Annotated in this window: 17 protein-coding genes; all 17 read right to left on the bottom strand. The window is 43.5% G+C overall.

The features are described from left to right. Positions 1-193: 193 nt before the first annotated feature. Entirely contained in the window at positions 194-1,303 is a 1,110-nt protein-coding gene (dprA, locus tag CDO33_RS07705; protein ID WP_103080663.1) for a DNA-processing protein DprA, read from the bottom strand. Positions 1,304-1,863: 560 nt separating this feature from the next. Beyond that, positions 1,864-2,757: an orotate phosphoribosyltransferase gene (locus tag CDO33_RS07700; protein WP_103080662.1), complete on the bottom strand. Its 894-nt coding sequence runs from the start codon at positions 2,755-2,757 to the stop codon at positions 1,864-1,866. A 109-nt stretch (positions 2,758-2,866) separates the two neighbouring features. Beyond that, the gene (locus CDO33_RS07695) at positions 2,867-3,547 is read right to left on the bottom strand and encodes a histidine phosphatase family protein (RefSeq protein WP_103080661.1); all 681 of its coding nucleotides are present in this window, start codon (positions 3,545-3,547) and stop codon (positions 2,867-2,869) included. 190 nt (positions 3,548-3,737) lie between these two features. Further along, positions 3,738-4,649 carry a dihydroorotate dehydrogenase gene (locus CDO33_RS07690; RefSeq protein WP_103080660.1) on the bottom strand — a complete coding sequence of 304 codons (912 nt, stop codon included), beginning with the start codon at positions 4,647-4,649 and terminating at the stop codon, positions 3,738-3,740. 68 nt (positions 4,650-4,717) lie between these two features. After that, a complete protein-coding gene (locus tag CDO33_RS07685) occupies positions 4,718-5,539 on the bottom strand; it encodes a dihydroorotate dehydrogenase electron transfer subunit (protein ID WP_479690671.1) in 822 nt (273 codons plus the stop codon). A gap of 49 nt (positions 5,540-5,588) precedes the next feature. After that, positions 5,589-8,807, bottom strand: a complete 3,219-nt coding sequence (gene carB / locus CDO33_RS07680) for a carbamoyl-phosphate synthase large subunit (RefSeq protein WP_103080659.1) — start codon at positions 8,805-8,807, stop codon at positions 5,589-5,591. Between the two features lie 3 nt (positions 8,808-8,810). Then, positions 8,811-9,920 (bottom strand): carbamoyl phosphate synthase small subunit, encoded by a 1,110-nt coding sequence (locus CDO33_RS07675; RefSeq protein WP_103080658.1) that lies wholly within the window; start codon positions 9,918-9,920, stop codon positions 8,811-8,813. Positions 9,921-9,953: 33 nt separating this feature from the next. Further along, positions 9,954-10,895: an orotidine-5'-phosphate decarboxylase gene (pyrF, locus tag CDO33_RS07670; RefSeq protein WP_103080657.1), complete on the bottom strand. Its 942-nt coding sequence runs from the start codon at positions 10,893-10,895 to the stop codon at positions 9,954-9,956. 135 nt (positions 10,896-11,030) lie between these two features. Beyond that, positions 11,031-12,320, bottom strand: a complete 1,290-nt coding sequence (locus CDO33_RS07665) for a dihydroorotase (RefSeq protein WP_103080656.1) — start codon at positions 12,318-12,320, stop codon at positions 11,031-11,033. Further along, on the bottom strand, positions 12,304-13,242 hold the full coding sequence (locus CDO33_RS07660; protein WP_103080655.1) for an aspartate carbamoyltransferase catalytic subunit: 939 nt from the start codon (positions 13,240-13,242) through the stop codon (positions 12,304-12,306). Before CDO33_RS07660 ends, CDO33_RS07665 begins: the two co-directional genes overlap by 17 nt. A 72-nt stretch (positions 13,243-13,314) precedes the next feature. After that, positions 13,315-13,857 (bottom strand): bifunctional pyr operon transcriptional regulator/uracil phosphoribosyltransferase PyrR, encoded by a 543-nt coding sequence (gene pyrR / locus CDO33_RS07655; RefSeq protein ID WP_103080654.1) that lies wholly within the window; start codon positions 13,855-13,857, stop codon positions 13,315-13,317. Positions 13,858-14,055: 198 nt separating this feature from the next. Next, on the bottom strand, positions 14,056-14,979 hold the full coding sequence (locus CDO33_RS07650; protein ID WP_103080653.1) for an RluA family pseudouridine synthase: 924 nt from the start codon (positions 14,977-14,979) through the stop codon (positions 14,056-14,058). Positions 14,980-15,112: 133 nt separating this feature from the next. Then, on the bottom strand, positions 15,113-15,613 hold the full coding sequence (gene lspA / locus CDO33_RS07645) for a signal peptidase II (protein WP_103080652.1): 501 nt from the start codon (positions 15,611-15,613) through the stop codon (positions 15,113-15,115). Positions 15,614-15,649: 36 nt separating this feature from the next. After that, positions 15,650-17,320 carry a peptide ABC transporter substrate-binding protein gene (locus tag CDO33_RS07640; RefSeq protein ID WP_103080651.1) on the bottom strand — a complete coding sequence of 557 codons (1,671 nt, stop codon included), beginning with the start codon at positions 17,318-17,320 and terminating at the stop codon, positions 15,650-15,652. Positions 17,321-17,331: 11 nt separating this feature from the next. Beyond that, on the bottom strand, positions 17,332-18,171 hold the full coding sequence (gene pgeF, locus CDO33_RS07635) for a peptidoglycan editing factor PgeF (RefSeq protein WP_103080650.1): 840 nt from the start codon (positions 18,169-18,171) through the stop codon (positions 17,332-17,334). A 238-nt stretch (positions 18,172-18,409) separates the two neighbouring features. Continuing rightward, positions 18,410-18,673, bottom strand: a complete 264-nt coding sequence (locus CDO33_RS07630; RefSeq protein WP_103080649.1) for a stage V sporulation protein S — start codon at positions 18,671-18,673, stop codon at positions 18,410-18,412. A gap of 121 nt (positions 18,674-18,794) precedes the next feature. Continuing rightward, positions 18,795-19,574, bottom strand: coding sequence for a TIGR00282 family metallophosphoesterase (locus CDO33_RS07625; protein WP_103080648.1), 780 nt, complete (start codon positions 19,572-19,574; stop codon positions 18,795-18,797). Positions 19,575-19,819: the final 245 nt, after the last annotated feature.

Raw genomic sequence — 19,819 nt, 5'->3', positions numbered from 1 at the left:
AGCAAAATCCAAACTTCAAAAGAAATCTTACCTGATTTTTCTAAAACTCACCGTCGCTTTAACTCGTGTTTATGTCTGGAAAATACCAGCATAATGAATTAAACTAGATTCCACATCCATAAATATTATACTGAACTTTCTAAATAATATAATATTAATTAATCAGTCTTTATAATCTGGCAATACTGATTAATCAATCTTTCAATTTATATATTTTCCCGGGTAGTTGTTCCACCAAACCTTTCAATTCCATCATTATGAGGAGCGAGTTTATTGTTTGCATGCTCAAACCGCTCTTTTTGGCCAGTATATCGACATGCAGAGGTTCTGTCTCGAGGCAATTCCATATAAGTTTTTCTTCAAAATCCAGGAGTTCGTATTCCATTCTTGTCCCGGGCCTTTCTTCTTTGGGATTGTCCTGTGCAGCCTGCCAGTCCGGGCTGATTTCCTCCAGTATATCCTCCACACAGGTCACAATTTTTGCTCCTTCCTTTATCAGTTTGTTGGTTCCTTTGCTGTTGTAGCTGTTTATATTGCCCGGTACTGCAAAAACATCCCTTCCCTGCTCCAGGGCAAAATCTGCCGTGATGAGGGAACCGCTCCTTTCACCGGCTTCAATGACCACAACTCCCATACACATACCACTGATTATCCTGTTCCGGGCAGGAAAATTCATCGGCAGGGGAGGCATTCCCGGCGGATACTCCGATATGACAGCCCCATTTTCCATTATCCTTTCCATAAGCTTCTTATTTTCAGGAGGGTATGGATTGTCCAGGCCGCAGCCTAAAACAGCCACAGTTGTACCATTGCCTTTCAGGGCACCGTCATGGGCATAGGAATCTATACCCCTGGCCATGCCGCTCACCACCGTAATTTTGTGTTCTGCCAGGCTTTTGGCCAGTTTTTCCGCCATGCTGAGCCCATAAGAGGTTGCATACCTAGACCCCACAATCGCTATACATTTGCTATTATTAGTCAATGAACCTTTAACATACAGAATTACAGGCGGGTCATGGATATTTTTCAAGTAGAAGGGATATGCTTCATCTTTTATGGTGATAACAGATATTTGTTTTTTATGAATATCCTCCATGATCCTGTCAGCTTCCTGTCTTAGATTTCTGTCCAGCAGCTGATTCAGGATCACGGGAGTCATAAACGGAGCCTTTACCAATTCATATTCATCCAACTGCCAGATCCTCTCAGGCTCACCGAAGTACTTGATTAATTGTGCACCTCTTCTTGCCCCTATTTTGGGAAGGCTATTCAGCCACACCCAGTATTTCAGCTGTTCCGGCATACAAAAACTCCCTTGCGTGAAATTATAAAGAGGCTTCCGCCTCAAAAAGCGGTGTGCAGCAATCGCTTAGGCGATTGCCCTGTTGCCTTAACCATATTTTTCTCAGGAAACATACACTAAGCATTATACCATATAATACCTGATTTACAATATATAGTTTCCATATTTTCAGATAAGCACATATTTTATGCACATATCATTTTCCCGGAGGAATTGGCAAAAGCTTCTCGCATTTAGTAAATCTCCACTTTTAATTATTAAGTCTGCATATACAATAATTAGTCTGCATAATCTTATGACAAGTCTACACATTTAATTCGAAATCTACAGCAATCAAGCATTTAATGCCATTATCTCTTGTCAGTATAACTCTTCATCCCAGCGACAAAGTCTTGGGCGTTCGGCCAAGTTTTAATAAATACTCAAATTTAAACAATGCTGCATTTATTAGTTTATTAGTTTATTAGTTTATTGGTTTATTCGTTGGCCCATTTATTGTCCTGATTATTGACTTATTTTTTGACCTATTTATTGACCTATTTACTGACTTATTTATTGATTTATTCATCCCGATACATGCTTAATACTTTTTCATCCAGATCGTAGGGATTTTTGCTTATAAAGAGCTGGGCCCTTTCCCTCGTCTTGCTGTCGGAAGACAGTGCGTTCCTTAGAAACTCAGGATGCGTATTTATGAACTTTTTCATCGCTTCTTTGGGATTTATCATATACTCCCTTATCATCTCGTATTGCTCTTTGTTTATCAAGCCAAGGGCAAAGGCTTTTTCAAACAAGCTTATATTAATGCTGATCATTGCATGGGATTCCACACCTTTTCCGGCAAGGAGCTCGCCACCGCCCTGCATCCTGTCAACCACCACAACGCTCCAATTCATCTTACCGCGCCTGTCTTCAATTGCAGGTATCCAGGCCCGTTCATAGCTTGATGCCTCGGTTATAAGATCAGCAATGTGGAGCACCTTTTTACCGTGCATATTATCCATAATTTCAGTCCTGTCACCAAAAGACACTGTACATGACAAATCCTTGTATATGGTTACATGCGGCTTGTCAAAAATATCCGCCATCATCAGCGAGAAAAACCAGTCGCGCCTTTCACCGCCTGAAATATAGTCAACTTGATCCATTTCGATATTATTTCTAATGAAAAGGCTCATTTCATCAATCAGGCCTTTGTAGATATCGTCCTTTTCATAGTTTTCCCTCACTGCTGCCCTGACCTTTAACGGGCATCCCTGATGGTCGTGTTTTACATCGTCGATAAGCTTTAGCAGGTCGTTAGCTTTTTCCTCACTGCCGTAAAGAAAATGCGTATTTATGTAATAGGGTCCGATGGTTCCCGATGTATACCAAAAAGGTTTATCCTCAGGACATACTCTCACTGCTTTTGTTTCAAAAAGCCACGATATAAGCTTTTCCTTTGATTCTGTCATATGATCCCCCATTTCCATTAGTTATTCTATTATCATTAATTTTTTGGTTATCCGGTGTCTGTATTATTGATTTGTCTTATTCCGTAACTACGCATCAACAATGAGGATTTTACCCCTTATCATTGAGCTTTTCCATATGCTCCTGCCACCAATCCTGATTTTGCAGGGTGCTGACTTCCTTGTCAAGATGCGATACGTCTCCGGCCAGAACCACCTTGTATTTTCCGTCCTCATAATCCACCACGGTCACCGCTGTGTTGTCATACCACGGAGTTTTGACCATTTCTTCCAGATCACAGCCTTCAAAGTAGCACATAATTGAGCGTATGGCAGTTCCGTGGGTGACAATGCACACATTCTTGCCGACATTGTCGCTGATTATTTTCTCCACTTCTTTTATTATCCTCTGCTGAAATTCCACCATGGACTCCCCATTGGGCATTTGATGAATATGGGGTTGGTTTTCCCAGGTATCATTCTCATGGGGATATAATTTGGGCAGTTCCTCCCACCTTCTTCCTTCCCAGTCTCCTCCATTGATTTCTTTCAGCTTGTCGGTCCTTATGATCGGCAGATTTTTAACCTCTGCTATATATCCGGCAGTCTGCAGAGTTCTCTTAAGGGAACTGGAATACAATACGTCAATTGGCACGTCCTTAAGCCTTTCAGCAACCAATTTTGCCTGCACATGTCCTTTTTCCGTTAGGCTCCCATCAGTCCAGCCATGAAATATCCTGTAAAGATTCCCTTCCGCTTCCGCATGGCGTACAAATATCAGCCTCGTCCTCATATTTCTACTCCTTTATGTTTTTATTGTTTTTTGCTATCCTAATACTGCGTTGCTGCACTGGAAAGCAATGGCTTCATGGCAGCAAATGCTTCCATATGGCACCACAATTACAAATCAGAATTAATCAACGTAACCGTACCAGAACTAAACAACTTAATTTTATTCTTTCTACAGAATTCACTCCTGTTCTCTAGTATAACTCCACTTTTCCTACAATATCATTCACGCTCGCATAATTGTATCTTTCCAGATAATTCTCTATTCCCTGCACCACATCGATGCAGGCTGCCGGGTTCACAAAATTGGCAGTGCCTACCATCACGGCTTTTGCTCCGGCCAGCATAAACTCGATGGCGTCGTCCCCGGAGGTTATCCCTCCCATGCCTATTACAGGGATTTTTACAGAAGTTGCCACCTCATACACCATCCTCACAGCCACCGGCTTTACTGCAGGACCGGACAAGCCGCCCATATTATTGGCCAGAATCGGACGTCTGCTGTGAATATCTATCGCCATCCCAAGAATCGTGTTTATCAGTGAAAGGGCGTCAGCTCCTTCTGCCTCTGCTGCCATCGCAATTTCCTTGATGTCGGTAACATTGGGCGTCAGCTTTACTATCAGCGGATGACGGCAGTATTTCCTCACCGCCCTTGTGATTTCGGAAATGCCTGCAGTAGTATTACCAAAAGCCACACATCCCGCTTTCACATTGGGACATGAAACGTTCAGCTCCACTGCATCTATGTCCTCATCCCCCAGAATTTCCGCCATTTTGCAATAGTCCTCAATCGTGCTTCCGGCGATGTTAGCTATGATCTTGGTATCATATTTCCTCAAGAAAGGGATTTCATCCCTTATAAAAGCATCCACGCCGGGATTTTGCAGCCCAACGCTGTTTAAAATGCCTGAGGGAGTCTCTGCTATCCTGGGGGGAGGATTTCCCGGCCTGGGCTTTAGAGTAAGTCCCTTTACAGACACTCCTCCCAGCCTGTTCAAATCTATAAATTCAGAATACTCCCGTCCAAAGCCAAAGGTCCCGGAAGCCGCTATTACAGGATTTTTGAATTCTATTCCGCATATATTCACTCTTAAATCGGCCATATTTACCTCCGTATCAGCCTTTCTACATCTGATAATGCCAAGGGGTGATGCTTAAAAGCCTGTATTGCCTACTCCAGCATTACTTCATCGCTCCAGAATACCGGCCCATCCTTGCAGACATGACTGTACTCCCATCCATCCCCCAGTTTTGTCTTGCAAGCGCATACAAGACATGCTCCTATGCCGCATCCCATCCTCTCTTCCAGGGATACCTGGCATCGGATGTTTCTTTCGGCAGCAATTTTAATAACTCTTTTCATCATGGGTTTAGGTCCGCAGGTGTAAACCACGTCCAGCTTCGTTCTTTCCAGCTCCCTTTCCAGAAGGTCGGTTATAAATCCGTGATATCCTTCGCTGCCGTCATCTGTGGATATCAGCAGCCTGTCCGCAACCTTTTCAAATTCCCTTTGAAGTATTATATTCTCTGCATTTCTGAAACCCAGAAAAGCTATGCTCTCTAAAGGCTCATTTTCTTTGGCTGCTATAGCCTTCCTTTCCTTTAGAAGAAACAGCAGAGGGAATATGCCTATTCCCCCGCCGACCACTCCGATTTTTTTAGCACCTTCGGGAATACCGAAGCCTCTTCCCAAGGGAGCAATCATATCAATTTCGTCCCCGGGTTTTTTTGTGCTCAAAATACCGGTACCGGCGCCTCTAACCTGAAAAACCAGGTCAAAGGTTCCTGCTTTCCTGTCAACATCGCATATACTAATGGGACGGCGAAGAAGGGGATTTGACCCGTCGCCGCATTTCACATTTACAAATTGCCCCGGCGAAGCCTTTTCTGAAACATATCCGGATTCTATGGTCATTTTAAACACCTCCGGGCCAATTTCCTCCACCGAAATAATCTTCTCTTTCAGTATTTTAGCCATGCCAACTTCCTCCATGATATCTTCTCCTTTGAATTATGGCAGGTAAGGATAAACTTACTCTTTGTTACTCCTGTTGGAATACTCTAATGTTAACCACGTCAAAATCCCTTTCATCCCTGCCCAGCTTCAAGCATTCCAGTACCGCTTTTGCCGTGTCCAGAGAAGTCAGGCACGGTATTGACATTTCCACAGCCTTGCGCCGGATTTTAAAACCATCCCTGTCGGGTTTTCTACCCCTGGTAGGGGTATTGATCACCAGGACAACCTTGCCGGACTGTATGAGATCCAGTATGTTATTCTCCCCTTCATCAATTTTCCTTACAGCATTTGTGGCAACGCCGTGGGCGTTCAGCGTCTTTGCCGTTTTGCCTGTGGCCCAGAGCTTAAATCCCAGTTTTTCAAAACCTTCTGCTATAGGCACCAGTTCCAGTTTATCCGTATCCCGGACCGTCATAAGAATATCCCCACCGTTCCTGGGAAGTTTCATGCCCGAAGCGATAATTCCTTTATACAAGGCTTCATGGAAGTTCTTTGCTATGCCCAGGACTTCCCCGGTGGATTTCATTTCAGGGCCTAAGCTGATATCCACATCATGCAGCTTTTCAAAGGAAAAAACGGGAACTTTTACCGCTACATAACCGGATTCCTTGTATAACCCTGTACCAAATTCAAAATCCTTAAGCTTCTTACCCATCATTATTTTTGTGGCCATTTTCACCATAGGTATCCCTGTCACCTTGCTGATATAAGGTACGGTTCTGCTGGAACGGGGATTGACTTCTATCACATACAGAGTATCGTTATACAGCACATACTGTATATTCACCAGGCCCACCACATGCAGCGCTCTGGCCAGCTTACGGGTATACTCCACGATAACTTCCTGGGTTTTGCCGTCTATAGTCTGAGGAGGATATACCGATATGCTGTCCCCGGAATGGACTCCTGCTCTTTCCACATGCTCCATTATTCCCGGAATCAGTATGTCTTCACCGTCGCAGATAGCATCCACCTCAATTTCCTTTCCCATCATGTATTTATCAATGAGAATCGGATGCTCCTGCTTTGTCCTGTTTATGATCTCCATAAATTCGGTGATATCCTTGTCATTATATGCAATTTCCATGCCCTGCCCGCCGAGGACATAGGAAGGCCGGACAAGTACGGGATACCCCAGCTCATTGGCTGCCTCCAATGCCTCATCCAGGGTAAATATGGTTCTTCCCTTAGGCCTCGGTATGCCTAACTGCTCCAGCATTTCATCAAATTTTTCCCTGTCTTCCGCTGCATCTATATACTTAGGCTCTGTGCCGAATATTTTAACTCCCAGTTCATCCAGCGTCCTGGTGAGCTTTATCGCTGTCTGGCCTCCGAACTGCACAATAGCTCCGGTGGGCTTTTCGGTCTCCACTATATTTTCCACGTCTTCCGGAGTAAGAGGTTCAAAATAAAGCTTGTCAGAAGTGTCAAAATCAGTGCTTACTGTCTCAGGGTTGTTGTTGGCTATTATGGTCTCATATCCCTCGTCCCTTAAAGCCCATACCGAATGCACCGAGCAGTAGTCGAATTCTATTCCTTGACCTATCCGTATCGGCCCTGAGCCGATGACGAGAACTTTTTTTCTGTCGGAGGGCTTTACTTCGGATCTTTCGTCATAAGAAGAATAATAGTAAGGTGTCTTCGCTTCAAACTCTGCGGCGCAAGTATCAACCATCTTATAGGATGCTTTTATGCCATGTTCCATTCGCAGCCGCTTGATGTCTTTCTTATCGCACCGGATGTATCTTGCGATTATTGCATCGGTGAAACCCAATTTTTTCGCCCTCTTCAAGAACTCCGGCGTCAAATCCTCTAATGAGAGCTTCTTCAAGGATTCTTCCATCTGCACCAGTTCGTTTATCTTCCAGAGAAAGAAATGGTCTATTTTTGTAATCTCATGTATCTCCTCCGCAGGTATTCCTCTTCTCAAGGCTTCGGCTATGATAAATATCCTTTCATCGTTTATTTCCTTCAGTTTTTCTCTTATGTCGTCATCACAGTACTTTTTGTACATCTCCTGCTCAAGGGTGAAAATTCCCAGCTCCACCGACCGGATAGCCTTCATAAGAGCGGCTTCAAAGGAACTGCTTATGGCCATTACTTCGCCGGTAGCCTTCATCTGTGTTCCCAGGGTCCTTTTTGCCTTCACAAATTTGTCAAAAGGCCATTTGGGTATCTTTACCACCACATAATCCAGCGCTGGTTCAAAGCATGCATAGGTCTGCCCTGTAACAGCATTTTTTATCTCGTCCAATCCATAGCCGATGGCGATCTTAGTGGCAACCTTCGCTATGGGATAGCCTGTGGCTTTGGACGCCAGAGCTGATGAACGGCTCACCCTTGGGTTTACCTCAATAACTGCATATTCAAAGCTGGTGGGATGCAAAGCAAACTGAACATTGCAGCCTCCTTCGATTCCCAGGGCGGAAATTATCTTAAGGGATGCAGAACGGAGCATCTGGTATTCCTTGTCCGTCAGGGTCTGGGAAGGAGCCACCACTATGCTGTCTCCCGTATGGACGCCCACCGGATCTATATTCTCCATGTTGCATACCGTAATAACATTTCCCTTTCCATCCCGTATAACCTCATATTCTATTTCCTTCCAGCCAGCGATGCATTTTTCTATCAATACCTGATGAACCCTGCTCAGCCTAAGTCCGGTACTTCCGATTTCCGAGAGTTCCTCCCTCCCGTAAGCTATACCTCCGCCGGTACCTCCAAGGGTATATGCCGGCCTTACTATGACCGGATAACCTATTTCTTCAGCAAAAGCCAGGGCATCTTCTATATTGTTCACAACCTTGCTGGCAATACAGGGCTCACCAATTCTCTCCATGGTATCCTTGAACGCCTGGCGGTCCTCCGCCATTTTGATGGCTTCGGTAGCGGTCCCCAGCAGTTTTACTCCATGCTCCTCCAAAAATCCGCTCTCCGCGATCTCCATGGCAAGGTTAAGACCTGTCTGTCCTCCCAATGTGGGAAGGATGCTGTCGGGTTTTTCTTTCAGTATTATTTTCTTCAGCACTTCCACATTGAGTGGTTCTATATAGACATTGTCAGCTATATCTGTGTCGGTCATTATGGTAGCCGGGTTGCTGTTTACCAGCACCACCTCAATATTTTCCTCTTTCAAGGCGCGGCAGGCCTGAGTGCCGGCATAATCAAATTCTGCCGCCTGCCCGATTATAATCGGTCCTGAACCGATGACAAGCACTTTCTTTATGTCATTGCGCTTAGGCATATACTATATACCTCCATTCCAATTACCGGATTGACAAAGCTGATTTTTGAATTTTTTCATTAATTCCATGAATTCATCAAACAGATATGCAGTATCAGCTGGACCCGGAGAAGCCTCAGGATGGAATTGCACGGTAAACACCGGCATATCCTTGTATCTTATACCTTCAATTGTACCGTCATTCATATTTATATGGCTTACTTCCATTCTGTTTTTGTCCAGGGAATCTTCAACAATGGTATATCCATGATTTTGTGATGTTATATAGGTAAGATCTTTTTTGATATCCTTTACAGGATGATTGCAGCCTCTGTGGCCGTATTTCAGCCTCGTAGTGTCTGCATTGCTGGCGAGAGCGGTTAGCTGGTGTCCAAGGCATATTCCGAAAATAGGTTTTTTGCCCATCAATTGCTTTATGGTATTTATCTCATCCTTGCAGTCTTTCGGATCTCCCGGACCATTGGAAAGCATTATTCCGTCGGGATTTACCGCCAATATATCCTCGGCTTTGGTCCATGCGGGAAAAACATACACCTCGCAGTTTCTTTTCAGCAGCGACCGGATGATGTTCTGCTTTATGCCATAATCCAGGAGTGCCACCCGAAAACCGCTGCCTTCATAATGTATAACTTCTCTGGTCGTCACCTGGTACACAGGCATTTCAGTCACATAAGCCTTGATTTCCTCCACCCTGGCATCAAAATTGAAATTCACATCTGTGGAAATGATGCCTTTCATAGTACCTTTATCCCTTAGGATTCTTGTGAGCTCTCTGGTATCTATACCTTCTATGCCGATAATATTGTTCTTTTTCAGATAAGCCCCCAGAGTCTCCACTGATCTCCAATTACTTGGGTTGCTGCAAAGCTCCCTTACAATAAAACCCCTTACCTGAGGTTTGCTGGACTCCATATCCTCCAGATTTATCCCATAGTTGCCTATCAAAGGATAAGTCATGGCGACAATCTGTCCGCAGTAAGAGGGGTCCGTAAGAACTTCCTGGTATCCTGTCATACCAGTATTGAATACGATCTCACCGATAACTTCCCCATCTATACCAAAACTGTTTCCATGAAAGATAGTTCCATCTTCCAATGCCAGAATCGCTTTCATAAAACACCACCTCGTTAAAATTGCAACCGGCAGTTATTTTTTGCCGATTGCATCATTTATTTCATCCCTCATTCTTATGGCTTCCGCCCTTGAAGCTTCAGCAAAATGAGTTTCATCGTATGTATCCTTCCACATATCGGACTGGTAAGCGCACATAATGCTCCTGGAGGCATTAACCAGCGCTCCGAGTCCGTCGCTGTTGAAGGAGTGGGCCACATCCCTGGCAGTACCTCCCTGAGCACCATAGCCTGGCACCAGCAGATACACTTCCTTCATTATTCTCCTCAGTATCTTAGCCTGATTAGGATATGTAGCTCCTACCACAGCTCCAACGCTGCTGTAGCCATATTTTCCTTTTAAATTTTTCCCCCACTCCACCACATACTCGGCAACTATCTCATACATGCTTTTTCCGGTCGCAGTTAACAAGTCCTGAATCTGCCCGGAAGATTTGTTGGATGTCTTTACCAGGACAAAAATCCCTTTTTCATATTTTCTGCAATCGTTCAAGAAAGGCTTTATCCCGTCTATTCCCAAATATGGATTTACCGTCAAGGCATCCGCACCGAAGGCGGTCTCCGAAGCTTCGCCCATCAAAGGGGTACTTCCCAGGAAAGCAGCAGAATAAGCTTCCGCTGTGCTTCCTATATCATTCCTTTTACCGTCAGCTATCACCAGCAGGCCTTTTTGCTTTGCGTAATTTGCCGTTTCATTAAAAACCCTTATCCCTTCCAGGCCATACATCTCGTAACACGCCAGTTGAAGCTTCACCGCAGGTACAATATCGTAAGTCGCATCAATAATGCTCCGGTTAAATTTCAGTATCGCTTCTGCAGCAGCTTTCAAATTCATACCGTATTGATCAAATTCTGCTTTTTTAATATGTTCCGGTATATATTCCAGCTTTGGGTCAAGACCTACCACCGAAGGATTGTTCTTTTCTATGACTTTATCTATCAATGTATCTATAAACATAAGATTCTCCTTTGAATAGTGTTTTATTGAGGCACAGTTTATAATTTGCCGCCACCAGGCAAAACTGCACAAACTCCACCCGGGTCAACCAGGCTTAATTATTGAAAAACTCTTACGCGAGGGAAGCGCAAAATCCTAATAAAGCAGCACTTTTTCCCTCACTACTACCTTTCCTCCTACAATGGTGCAGTAGACTGCGCCGCTTAACTTATATCCATCGAAAGGCGAATTTTTGCTCTTGGATGCAAATTTCTGAACATCCACCGTATTTACTTCATCGGTGTCCACTATGATTAGATCAGCCGGTTTTCCAATTTCTATGGTGCCTTTGTTAAGGCCCAGTATCCTGGAAGGATTCACGCACATCTTTTCCACCACATTCTCCAAAGTGAGATGGCCCGGCTTTACAAGATAGGTTATCACCAGAGGGAGAGCCGTTTCAAAGCCTACCATCCCGTTGGCTGCCAAGTCAAACTCAACCTCCTTCTCATCCATATGGTGGGGAGCGTGGTCTGTTGCAATGATATCTATGGTGCCATCTTTCAGGCCTTCAATCACAGCCTCCACATCCCTGCTTGTCCTTAATGGAGGATTGACTTTGGCGAGGGTGTTGAAGCCGTCACATGCCTTTTCGGTCAGGGAAAAATAATGGGGGCAGGTTTCCGCCGTAACCTTTACTCCTCTCTTTTTGGCATGGCGTATCAGATCCACGGACAGCTCGGTGCTGACATGGGCGATGTGAATAGGCGTTTTAGTATACTCGGCAAGGATCAGATCTCTTGCCACCATCACTTCCTCTGCTGCGGACGGAATACCTTTCAAACCAAGAAGGGTGGATTGGGTACCCTCATTCATAACTCCTGCATCGGACAAGTCCGGGTCCTCGCAATGAGAAATGACTGTCATGTCAAACATTGATGCATACTGAAGAGCTTTTTTCATCAGCGATGAACTTGCCACCGGCCTACCGTCATCAGAAATGGCAACAGCACCCGCAAACTTAAGCTCACCGATTTCTGACAACTCCTCGCCTTTCTGCCCTTTACTTATGCTTCCGATGGGAAATACATTGACTACCCCGTCGGTTTTAGCTTTGTTTATAATGTATTTTACCATGGCCTCATTATCTATAACCGGATTGGTGTTGGGCATGCATGCTATCGATGTGAAACCGCCTTTAGCTGCGCTTCTGGTTCCGGATTCTATATCTTCCTTATATTCAAAACCGGGATCCCTCAAATGGCAGTGGGCATCCACGAGACCCGGCAGTACATATTTGCCTTCCGCATCTATAAGCTCTCCGTTGGTGATATCGAGATCCCTGGCTATTTCAACCACCCTGCCGTCTTCAATCATCACATCGTAAACACCGTTCAATTTCGTTGCCAGGTCTATGACATGACCATTTTTAATTAATATTCTCAATGCTATTCCTCCTTGTCAAAAGGTACAAAAGCGCCATTCTCACAGCAACCCCGTTAGTTACCTGTTCATTTATCAGGGACTGGTCTCCATCAACTACGCCGGATGAGAACTCCACTCCCCGGTTCACCGGCCCAGGGTGAAGAACCAATGCATCATCCTTGGCAAACTTCAAACGTTTGTCATCCAGGCCAAAAAATTTCGAGTATTCACGCAAAGTAGGGAATAATCCGCTTTTTTGCCTTTCCCTCTGTATTCTTAACCCCATCACGACATCGGCATCAATCAAAGCTTCCTGGATGGTGTTGTACACCTTTACCCCCATGTTTTCCATCCCCGGCGGCAAAAGTGTGGCAGGACCGGCTACCAAAACTTCAGCTCCCAGTTTTGTCATTCCCCAAATATTGCTTCTTGCCACCCTACTGTGGTAAATATCACCTATAATTGCAACTTTTAAACCTTTCAGGGTACCTTTCTTTTCCATTATTGTGAACATGTCCAGCAAAGCCTGGGTAGGATGCTCATTCATACCGTCGCCGGCATTGATCACCGAAGCCTTGACATGCCGTGCAAGAAGGTGCGGTGCCCCGGACATAGGGTGTCTCATTACAATGACATCACACCCCATACTATCGATAGTCCTTCCGGTGTCTATCAGTGTTTCACCTTTTGCTATGCTGCTGGACGAAGCAGCTATGTTGGCTGTGTTGGCACTCAGGTACTTCGATGCGAGTTCAAAGGACAACCGTGTCCTGGTGCTGTTTTCATGAAACAGAGTAACGATGGTTTTTCCCTGCAGGTGCGGTGCCTTTTTATTTTTTGAGGTCAGTATATGCTTCATTGTTTTTGCCGTATCCAAGATGTACATGATTTCTTCCGCTGATAGATCTTTAAGTCCAAGTAAATCCTTTGATTCCAGGAACATTATGTTCTCACTCCTATATTGGTTGATTGAAAATTCCGATTTGCGTCGTGATTTAAGCGGCAATATGAAAGATTAATGATCCATGTCGCTTATTGTCACAGCGTTCTGTCCATCTATTTCCGTTACTTTTACATTGATTATTTCGTTCTTTGATGTAGGTACGTTTTTGCCTACATAATCCGGCCGTATAGGAAGTTCCCTGTGGCCTCTGTCGATAAGCACTGCCAGCTGTATCATCTTTGGCCTGCCGATGTCCATCAGTGCGTCTATCGCAGCCCGGACGGTTCTGCCGGTATAAATGACATCATCCACCAGGACGATCTTTTTGTCGGTGATGGAAAAATTGATTTCCGTACCATTTATAATAGGATGCTCTGCAAGCAGGCTAAGGTCGTCCCTGTAGAGGGTAATATCCAAAATACCTACCGGAACTTCAGAACCTTCCACTTCCGATATTTTCCGTGCTATTCTTTTGGCCAGCGGCACTCCCCGCCTTTGTATACCAATCAGCACTAATTCCTCGACACCTTTATTCTTTTCAATAATCTCATGGGATATCCGTGTCAAAGCTCTCGCCATTGCATTTTCATCCATTATTTCAGCTTTATCCTTCATAGCGACACCTCTCATTGATATGATAATATCGGTAATATCAAAAAAACTTCTTACCCGAGGGCAAGAAGTCATGTGCAAGTTCACATAATAACAGGTCAAAACCGGCCTGCTAACCGTTTGAGCAATCCATACCTTTATCGCCTCTCTGGACTAATTAAAAGGTTATATTATTAATTTAATATAGATTACCATAATTCATCATAATTGTCCAGCATTTTTTCTCAATGTTTCCAGCAGTGTATTAAAGTATTCGGGTGGTTCTGCTTCGAACTCCATATATTCGTTTTTTACAGGATGCACAAACCCCAGCACTTTTGCATGAAGAGCCTGTCCTTTGATGTCGAATCTTTGCTTTTTCCTGCCATAAACCTCATCACCTATAATAGGGTGACCTATATAGGACATGTGCACCCTTATCTGGTGTGTTCTGCCGGTTTCCAGCTCCACCTGTATATAAGTTGCATCTTTGAACCTCTCCAGCACCCGGAAATGCGTAACTGCTCTCCTGCCGTTCTTAAGATTTACAGCCATTTTTTTGCGCTCCACAGGATGCCTTCCTATGGGAGCATCAATTTTTCCTTGCTCCTCTCTTATTATTCCCTCAACCACAGCTATATAAATTCTTTTTATATCATGTTTTTTTAACATGGATGAAAGCTTTTCATGAGCTATGTTGTTTTTTGCCACCACCAAGATTCCCGAAGTATCCTTATCGATCCTGTGCACTATCCCAGGCCGTATGATTCCGTTTATATCGGAAAGGCTTTCTCCGCAGTAAGCCATAAGAGCATTTACAAGAGTTCCCGAAAAATTGCCCGCTGCCGGATGGACCACCATTCCTTTGGGCTTGTTGACAACAATGAGGTCATCATCCTCATATAGTATATCAAGCTTGATTTCTTCAGGCTTCACGTCAAGGACTTCAGGCTCAGGAATTTTGACATGTATCTCATCTCCGGCCTTTATTTTATAATTAGACTTTTTGTTCCTGCCATTAACTTGCACCATGCCTTCGTCTATGAGCTTTTGTATAAAGCTTCTCGAACATTTCTCCAGTTTGCCGGACAACCAGACATCCAGCCGTATATCATTTTCATCAGCTATCAGATTGATTTCTTCCATCGAATCGTCCTTCTCTTTATATCTTTCTTTTTTATATTTTCTTTTATATCCTTTATATTCTTCTTTTAATTTTCATCTTTTTTTAATATCTTTCACTTTTATAGTATTTTACATATAATTAATATCTTCGGATTTATGGTTCATTATAACCATCGTTACCCCGCAGTTTTTCAGAAGAAGGATTAGTATCCTTCTCTTTATATATAAAAAGCATATAGTAGGCCAAAATAGCAGTGCCGGTAACCACAAAGGTATCAGCCACATTGAAAATCGGAAATTGGTAAGAGCCGAAGTGAAATTCAAAAAAGTCCACCACACCGGTTCTCCATATCCTATCGATCAGATTTCCGGCAGCACCGCCGATTATGAAAGAAAGAGAAAGCCGCATTATTTTATTCTCTCCTTTATACAGATAATAAACCAGCACCAGGGATATTATCATGGTCAGAGGAATCAGGAGCGCTTTTCCGTCCTGAAATATTCCCCATGCGGCACCTGTATTTTTCCAATGGGCTATGTAAAAGAAATTGTCTATTACAGGTATTGCTCCACCGAATTCTATGCTGCTTTCAATGGCAAATTTAGTAACCTGATCCAATGCTACTATCAACACGATTATTAAAAACCAGTACATATGAAATTCCTCCGCAACTAAATTTAAAAACAACTTTCACAGTTTCTCCGGGATATACCACCTTACAATATCATCATACCTGTTCCACACATAGGGCGAAATTTCACCCTTGATTCTTTTGCTGTATAATACAGCGCTGTTGTAAAAATACAAGCCTATATGGGGCACCTCGTCGATAATGATGTTTTTCATATTAAGGAATAAGGCTTTCTTGCTGTCCGGATCCATCTCCTTTTTTATCTGCCCGAGATAGATATCCACCAGCTGATTTTTATACCTGGACACATTAAAACCTGCCGCTGCCTCCACAGAGGCATACGCAAAGGACACATCCGGAACCGAAGCCACCCTGTACCCCATAAGTGCCATATCGAACTTTCCGGAGCTCACCTTGTTCATTTCTTCTTCCCAGTCCAGGCTGAGCACCGAAATCTCTATTCCAACATCCTTCAGCTGTTTGCTGATTTCCTGCGCAATGCTGCTTCTCGTCTTGTTGTATTTATTCACCATAAGCTCGAATTTCAGGTACCTTTTTTTACCTTCAATCCTCTTGCAAAAGATACCGTTTTCTTCAACCCATCCGTCCTTTGCCAGTATCTCCCTCGCCAATGCCTTGTCGGGAGTATAAGAAAGAACATTGGTGTTGTTCAGCCATGTGTAGGGTATTATGGGAATATCCGTCGCCACGGCTTCTCCCGGTATGACCTCATTGATCAGGGCTGTCTTGTCAATGGAGTAGGCTATCGCTTGCCTGACCGCTTTATTGCCCAATACCGGATTCTCCAGATTCATGGCTATGAACTCATAGTTGGTATCAGTATATTTGATGATATTGATGTCGGATCTCCGGCTATATTTTACAAAGCCTCCTGTCTGCACCGGCATCACATCAATTTCTCCGGTCTGAAAGGCACTCAGCGCGTCCTTCTCACTGTCATACACTTTGATATCTATTTCCTGTATGTAAGGCAAGCTGAGTTCAGGATTTTCCTCATTTTCAGAATTCCACCACTTTTCATTGGCAACAAGCTTTATTTGGTCTGTCCCACCACCTGAAACATACTTATAGGGACCGGTTCCAAGGGGGGACATATTTTTTGCCGAATCAAGGGACTTGACATCCTCCCCCATAAAATAGTGGCCGGGCAAAACAGGAAAAGTCAGACGCTCCAGGAAGAAAGAGTCAGGCTCTTTCAGAAAAATACGCAACGTCTTGCGGTCAATGACAGTGAATGCGGCAATGTTTTCCACATTCTTTTTATAAATTGAATTTATTCCTCCGTTTTGAATTGCCTCCAGAGTAAAATGGACATCATGGGCTGTAAGTGGCATGCCATCATGCCACAGAACACCATCCTTTGTTTGTATTGTCCATACCAATCCGTCATCGGTGACTTCCCAATTATCTGCCAGCACCGGTACAGGCTTCTGATCCCTGTTCAGCCGGAAAAGACCTTCAAAAATCAGACCTAGAAAGTCCTTCACATAAACATTCCTCGTAAGCAAAGGATTCAATGTATCCGGCTTAGTAGAAAACAGATTCAGAACCCCGCCTTTTACAGGGCCGGAATCCTTGACTCCGTTCTCTGCGACGGCATGCTTTTGAAATATTCCCTGTGAATCGTCGGCTTCATATCCGTTATAACCTGAGCAAGCTGATAATAAAAAAATAATGGCTGCCAGCAAAATTATCCTAACTCTACGCATAGCATCTCCTGTTATATAAGCTGAAGGATTGCCGCAAGGCTCCCTGTTCTGCCGTTATCTCCCCTGTGGGAAAAGAAAGTATCTTTATTGCACTTGGTGCAAATATCCGCCACACAGATATTCTCTTCTCTTAGTCCGGCATTTTCTAAAGTCCTCTTTATTATTCCCTGAAGATTAATATGCCACTTTTCGTCACCGGTTTTTATACAGTATTCCTTGCTCCAGGCGAGTTTATTAATAAATTCCCGGTACACTTCCTCTCCGGTTTCAAAGCAACATTTACCAATGGACGGACCTATGGCAACCACAATATTTTCCAGTCGGCTTCCAAAATTACTGCTCATGACCTTTACCGTCTCTTCTGCAATTTTTTTGACCGTTCCACGCCATCCTGAATGGGATACGGCTATTGCCTTTTCTATCGGGTCTAAGAAAAAAACCGGGACGCAATCTGCATAAAATGTCACCAGGGCAACTTCCCGCGCTTTGGTAGCCAGGCCGTCAAAGCCTATAATATCACTTTCCCTTGTTATCCCTTTTCCTCTGTCCTTTTCGTCAACAATGCGAATCCTATTATCATGAACCTGGTTTGAAAGAACCATATTTTCGCATTTTATGCCCAGGACTTTTGATACCCTTCTGTAATTCTCAAGAACATTTTCTCTTGAGTCATTCCTGCCAAAGCTCATATTCAATGTAGAACACTCATCCCTGCTTACACCACCGTTTCTGGTTGTAAAACAATGGTTGATGATGTTTTTGTATTTGCTTAGGTTTGCAAACTGCAAATACCCGAGCCCGTCCTTTTCTACGTATTCGATATTTGGATTGTCAAGCCAGGTTTTTTTCAAAAGCTGTTACCTCCCGTTTATGTTCATAATGATGATACCATATAAAAGATTCGCACTCAATATTATATAGCAATCCGCTGCAATGATCCGTACTCATTCACTGCATTCCGGACATGAGGTCCTCCACCGCAGCAGGCATAAAACAACATAAAAAAAGCACCAATGTGCTTAAAATGAAAATGAGATAATATGTAGTATACAACAGATATAAGCTTTATAATAGCGTCCAATAATATATCTATCTTCTTGGTTCTACTATTAGTTTTATTGCTGTTCTCTCTTCACCATCTATTTGTATATCGGTAAAAGCCGGTATACAAATCAATTCCATTCCAGATGGTGCAACAAAACCTCTTGCAATTGCAACTGCCTTAACAGCCTGATTAAGAGCTCCAGCGCCAATCGCTTGTATTTCAGCAGTTCCTCTCTCTCTGATTACTCCTGCTAAAGCACCTGCAATAGAATTTGGATTGGACTTTGCTGAGACCTTTAATACATCCATAAAGCTTACCCCCCAATATATTATGCGTTAATAATTCTACAAAAAGTTATGAAATCCTTTTTTTGCATCTAAATTTTAGAAAATAAGCTTAGCAATTGTAATAATCTCGAACCGATGTCCATTAATCTACAATTCTTGAAATCCTATCAATTTTCAGCGCCTTTCCGGTATTTTCATCGATTTCAACAGATACCGCATTAAATTGGGTAGCCCCTTTTGCCACCTCAAACCTTGCAGGCATATGGGTAATAAATTTATCAATGATTATTTTTCTGTCCACCCCTATGATACCTTCATATGGGCCTGTCATTCCGACATCGGTAATATATGCCGTTCCAAAGGGTAAAATCCTCTCATCGGCGGTCTGAACATGGGTATGGGTACCCAGCACGCAGCTTACCTTGCCGTCAAGATACCACGCCAGCGCACATTTTTCGGAAGTTGCCTCCGCATGCATATCTACAATTATTACCTTGGCAAGATTCTTCAGATACGCCAGTTCTCTGTCCGCCGTCCTGAAAGGACAATCCACGCTGTCCATATATACACGGCCTAATAAGTTCAATACTCCTATTTTTGACTTGCCATTGCTGTATACTAATGAACCTTTTCCGGGGAGTCCCTCCGGATAATTGGCAGGTCTGATTATCCTGGGGTCTGTATCAATAAAATTCAATACTTCGCTTTTGGACCAGGCATGGTTTCCCAGGGTGATTACGTCCACACCCATTTTGTAAATTTCCTGGGCAACGACATATGTGATCCCTCTGCCTCCCGCAGCGTTTTCCGAATTTGCTATGCAAAAATCAAACTGCAGTTCTTTTTTCAAATCCGCAAGAACTTCCCGGACAGTTTTTCTTCCGGGATTTCCAACAATATCTCCGATAAATAAAACCTTCAAAATATCCTCCATTCTAAACACATCAGCCGGGTTCGGTTATGATTAATTAAAACTATAGGTGTTAAGCCGTATAACATAGCCGGCCATATCACCGTTGCCGGTTGAAGCAGTCGTAAGTCAACAAAATAATTATATCAGAAAATATATATCTAATATTCACTCATTTATACATATTTATATTCATAAAGAGAGAATTTTTTACTTGCCACTTTCGGGCATAATAAAAAGCGTGTTGCCACGCTTTT

The organism is Clostridium thermosuccinogenes (assembly GCF_002896855.1).
Classification (GTDB): domain Bacteria; phylum Bacillota; class Clostridia; order Acetivibrionales; family DSM-5807; genus Pseudoclostridium; species Pseudoclostridium thermosuccinogenes.
Note: the sequence above shows the minus strand (reverse complement) of the source record. Positions and strands in the feature narration are given on the sequence as shown.